The following is a 4,095-nucleotide window of genomic DNA, read 5'->3' as shown; positions in this document are numbered from 1 at the left end:
CCCCCGACTACACCAGCGCCCCCTATCGCCCGCCAACCAACCCCACCGAGGAAACCCTGGCCGGCATCTACGCCCAAATCCTCGACCTCGACCGCATCGGGATCGACGACTCATACTTCGACCTCGGAGGCGACTCCCTGTCGGCGATACGCCTCATCGCCGCCATCAACACCAGCCTCGATGCCGACCTACCAGTGCGCACCATCTTCGAGGCACCCACCGTGACAAGTCTGAGTCAGCGGCTGCTCACAGGCAGTGCGTCTACCCAAGAAGTACTTCCGGTTCAGACTCTGCAGCACGGCACCGGGGTTCCGTTGTTCTGCATTCATCCCGGCGGAGGAATGAGTTGGCCGTATCAGGCCCTTGGTAATTACTTGGACTGCCCGATTATCGGAATTCAACAAACCCTGCAGAAGGGAGAAGCTGAACCCCGGTCAATTCGGGATATGGCGAAGAACTATGCCGACAGAATCCAAGAGGTTTATCCGGCCGGGCCCTACAATCTTCTCGGCTGGTCCTTTGGTGGTGTGGTCGCCCACGCACTTGCCATCGAGCTTCAGCGACGCGGATGCGTGATCCCACGTCTGATCCTCCTCGACACCCAACCCAGTACGGACAGCTGCGATCCCGCAGCTGACCCCGCTGCAATCGAGAAAAACGTATTGGAAGAGGTCTTGCGGTTCTTCGATATTACGATTCCTGAACAAGCTGAGCCGCTTACCTACGAGCGGGTGGGAGAGCTGGTGTAGTCGGGGGCGGGCAGGGCGTGTTTGTCGAGTTTGCCGTTGACCGTCAACGGCAGGGTGTCGAGCACCATGATCGCGGCCGGCACCATGTAGGTTGGCAGGCGTTGTGCCAGTTGGGTGCGGATCGCGTCGGGTTCTACGGTGCCGGTGATGTAGCCGATCAGGCGGTTGTCGCCGGGGTGGTCTTCGCGGGCGATCACCACCGCCTGGTCGATACCCTCCACATTGGCTAGGGCGGTTTGGATTTCGCCGAGTTCGATGCGGTAACCGCGGATTTTGACTTGTTCATCGGCGCGCCCCACATAGCGCAGCTGGCCGTCGTCGCCCCAGCGGACTAAGTCTCCGGTGCGATACATCCGCGCCCCCGGCGCCCCGGTGAAGGGGCAGGCCACAAACCGGGAGGCGGTCAATCCGGCACGATGCCAATATCCGATCCCTACCCCGGTGCCGGCCACATAGAGTTCGCCGACGACGCCGGTTGGCACGGGCTGCAACCACTGGTCCAAGACGAACAGTGCTGCCCCCGGCACTGGCGTTCCGATTGGCGGCACTCCGGATCTTGGTGTGAGCGGGGCGCTTCTGGACGCACACACTGTGGTCTCGGTCGGCCCGTAGGCGTTGATCATCACCCGTCCGGGTGCCCACCGGTCCACTACTTCGGCCGGGCATGCCTCGCCGGCCACCAGTAACGCCATCGATTCCAATCTGTCGGGGCATAACGTCGCCACCGCAGAGGGGGTCTGGCTCAAGATGTTGACCTGCTGCTCGATCAGCAAAGCATGTAATGCCTCTGGGGAGGTGGTTACCGTTTCGGGCACCACTACCAACCGTGCGCCATGGAGCAGCGCACCCCAAATCTCTTCAACCGAGGCATCGAAGGCATATGAATGCCACTGTGCCCACGCCGGCGCCCGCAGGTGGTTATCAGGTGACTCCAATAGCTGGATCACGTTGTGGTGGGTAATGGCCACGCCTTTGGGCACCCCGGTGGTGCCCGAGGTGTAAATCAGGTATGCCACATCCTCAGCAGCCGGGCCCGGTGGTCGGGTGGCCGGTTGGGCATCGATCACGGGGTCGGTGACATCGATGACTGGCACGCCATGGCCATCTAGCCGTGAGTACAACTCGGTGGTGGTCACCACGGTGGTCGGGGTGGCGTCGGTGAGCAGGAACCCGATCCGCGCGGCTGGCCATCCGGGATCGATTGGCACATAGGCCGCCCCGGACTTGAGCACCGCCAGAATCGCGATGATGGCCTGCGCGCCGCGCTCCATCAGTATCCCCACGTACCGACCGGAGCCGGCGCCCTGGGCAACCAGTAAGTGCGCCAACCGATTCGCGGCCTCATCAAGCTCCCGATACGTCCAGGACCGGTCCCCGAAACTCAGTGCCACCGCCTCCGGGGCGCAGGCGACTTGGGCGGCAAACGCATCCGGAATCGATGCCGTCGACGCGGCGGGGCGGTCCAACACGCCACGGTTACCCCACACCGCCAGGCGGGCATGCTCGTCGACGTCGAGCACCTCGACCGACGACAACAACCGCTGCGGGTCAGCAGTCATCGCCACCAGCACCCGCTGGAATCGGGTGACCAACAGCTCGATGCTGGCGGGGTCGAAGATGTCGGTGCGAAATTCCACCGCCCCACTAATCCCGGCCGGCTCCCCAGATTGTGTCCAGCGTTCGGTCAGAGAAAATGTCAAATCCATGCGGGCGGTGTGGGTTTGCACCGGCAGTGGGCTAGCCTGCAGCTGGTCCCCCAGCGTCTGGCCGGCAATCATGTCCAGGTGTTGCCCGGGCTGGTGTTGCCAGGCCAGCATGACCTGCACCAGGGGGTGGTGGGCCAGGCTGCGGGCCGGGTGCAGCCGTTCCACTAAGACTTCGAAGGGCACGTCTTGGTGCTCGAAGGCGGCTAGGCTGCGGGCGCGCACCTGCCCTAGGAGTTCGGTCACACTGGGGTTGCGGGTCAGATCGACGCGTAGCACCAGGGTGTTGACGAAGAAGCCGACGAGCTCATCCAGGGCGGGGTCGCGCCGGCCGGCGATCGGGAACCCGACGGCCACATCAGTACTGGTGCTGAGTTTGGCCAACAAGACTGCTAGGGCGGTTTGGAGCACCATGAAATTGGTGGCGTTGTGTGCGCGGGCCAGCTGGGTGATCTGCTGCTGCAATTGCGCGGGCCACTCGATCGGGAGGCTGGCCCCGCGATAATCGGCCGCCGCGGGGTAGGGCCGATCGGTGGGCAACGCCAGGCGTTCGGGCATGCCGGCCAGCGCGTGCTGCCAGTACGCCAACTGTCCGCCGATGCGGCTGTGTGGGTCGTCGAGGTCACCGAACTGTTCACGTTGCCAGAGTGTGTAGTCGGCGTACTGCACCGCCAACGGCACCCAATCCGGGGCCTGGCCTTGAGCCCGGGCGGCATAAGCGGCGCCCAGATCGCGGATGAGCGGGGTGATCGACCAGCCATCAGCAGCGATGTGGTGGGCCACGGCCACCAACACATACTCATCGGGGCCCAACCGGAAAAGCTGGGCCCGCAACGGAATCTCGGCGGCTAGATCAAACGCGTAGCTGGTTGCCGCGGCGATGGCCTCCTCGAGGCGCTCGTGCGTCCAGCCGGTCGCATCCACGACGTCCCAGCCGAAGTCGGTCTCCCCGACCGGGATCAGCTGCTGGTGGGGGATCCCGTCGATGGTGGGGAATATGGTGCGCAGGCTTTCATGCCGGCCCACCACATCGGTCAGCGCGGCTCCTAGGGCCTCCACGTCAAGTGGTCCGTGCACGTGTACCGCGATGGGCATGTTGTAGACCGCAGACCGGCCCAGTAACTGGTCGATAAACCATAACCGGGACTGGGCAAACGACAACGGCACCCGCTCTGGGCGCTCCCCGGCCACCAGGGGGGCCAGCCCACCCCCACCCCCGATGGTGGCCTGGATGCGGGGTGCTAACTGGGCGAGGGTGGGCGCCTCGAAGATGGTGCGTACCGACAGGTTGGTATCCAGGCTGGCGTTGATCGCGGCGATGAGCCGCATCGCCGACAACGAATTCCCACCCAACTCGAAGAAGGAGTCATCGATCCCGATCCGGTCCAGACCGAGGATTTGGGCGTAGATGCCGGCCAGAATCTCCTCGGTCAGATTGCCCGGGGCGCGATAGGGGGCGCTGGTGTAGTCGGGGGCGGGCAGGGCGCGGGTGTCGAGTTTGCCGTTGACCGTCAACGGCAAGGCGTCGAGCACCATGATCGCGGCCGGCACCATATAGGACGGCAACCGCTGCGCGAGTTGGGTGCGGATGGTGGCCGGATCCACGATCCCCGAAGCGGATTCGGTGATGTAGCCGATCAGGC

At 64.3% G+C, this 4,095-nt stretch carries 2 protein-coding genes; one reads left to right on the top strand and one right to left on the bottom strand.

The window, feature by feature from the left end:
- On the top strand, window positions 1-749 hold a 749-nt coding region (locus A5692_RS20825), incomplete at its 5' end, for a thioesterase domain-containing protein (protein WP_231984389.1).
- Here the strand turns inward: A5692_RS20825 and A5692_RS20820 are convergent.
- A partial coding sequence (locus tag A5692_RS20820; RefSeq protein WP_156766197.1) for a non-ribosomal peptide synthetase occupies window positions 722-4,095 on the bottom strand: 3,374 nt, incomplete at its 5' end. The two genes, A5692_RS20825 and A5692_RS20820, sit on opposite strands and share 28 nt — an antisense overlap.

The organism is Mycobacterium sp. E342 (assembly GCF_001667665.1).
Classification (GTDB): Bacteria; Actinomycetota; Actinomycetes; order Mycobacteriales; family Mycobacteriaceae; genus Mycobacterium.
Note: the sequence above shows the minus strand (reverse complement) of the source record. Positions and strands in the feature narration are given on the sequence as shown.